We start from the raw sequence: 928 nt of genomic DNA, 5'->3' as shown, positions 1-928 counted from the left end.
ACAGGCCAGGAATTTGCGGCGCAGCACACGCCGAGAGATGGCGTCTGGATCGTCGAAGTCGATGCCGATGCTGGTCTCGCCGAACCCTATCGCGATGTCCGTCGGATCATGATTTCCCAAGGAGCGCTGCAATGAGCTGCTGCGCGCCGGGCGCTGAAATGGCGCTGGCTCTCGATAGGGTCACACCCGTCTTGCCGTCAAACCAGGAAGTCAAATTGGCGAGCCGCTCGCTTGGCGATGATCTTCACCAGACCGACCTCTCAGTGCCGAGCGTTCACTGCGGCGCCTGCATACAGACGATCGAGACAGCACTCGAAAAGCTCGATCGCCTCGAAGACGCACGGGTCAACCTGTCGACGAAACGGGTTTCGATCCGCTGGCGTGGGAACGAGGCACCGCCATTCGTCGCTGCGCTTGAGCGGCTGGGCTACCCAGCGCATCTTTTCAAGCCCGAGGTTGATGAAAAAGACAAGACGCTTTCGGAACTGATCCGCGCCGTCGCGGTTGCCGGCTTTGCGGCGGGCAACATCATGCTGCTTTCAGTCTCGGTCTGGTCCGGCGCTGAAGGTGCGACCCGCGACCTCTTCCATTGGATCTCGGCGCTGATTGCCATCCCTGCCCTCGCCTTCGCCGGCGGCATTTACTTCCGCTCGGCATGGAACGCGTTGCGCCACGGCCGCATGAACATGGATGTGCCGATTGCTGTTGGGGTCTCGCTCGCCTATGCGATGAGCCTCTACGAAACCATCAACCATGGCGACCACGCTTACTTCGACGCATCGGTATCGCTGCTGTTCTTCCTGCTGATCGGCCGCACGCTTGACCACGTGATGCGGGAGCGTGCCCGGACCGCGGTGAACGGCCTGTCACGGCTGGCGGCGCGTGGCGCCATGGTGATGCGTGATGATGGCACGCGCGACTACCGGCC

General features: G+C 62.2%; 1 protein-coding gene and 1 pseudogene. Both read left to right on the top strand.

Annotation, left to right across the window (positions count from 1 at the left end):
* A pseudogene (locus tag AC0L2Y_RS34495) lies at window positions 1–135 on the top strand (FixH family protein); the annotation flags it as partial.
* On the top strand, window positions 132–928 hold a 797-nt coding region (locus AC0L2Y_RS34490; protein WP_473562326.1), incomplete at its 3' end, for a heavy-metal-associated domain-containing protein. The pseudogene AC0L2Y_RS34495 and the gene AC0L2Y_RS34490, both read left to right, overlap by 4 nt.

The organism is Mesorhizobium sp. WSM4830, from assembly GCF_055811495.1.
The sequence above is the reverse complement of the archived record's forward strand: the minus strand, read 5'-3'. Positions and strand labels throughout refer to the sequence as shown.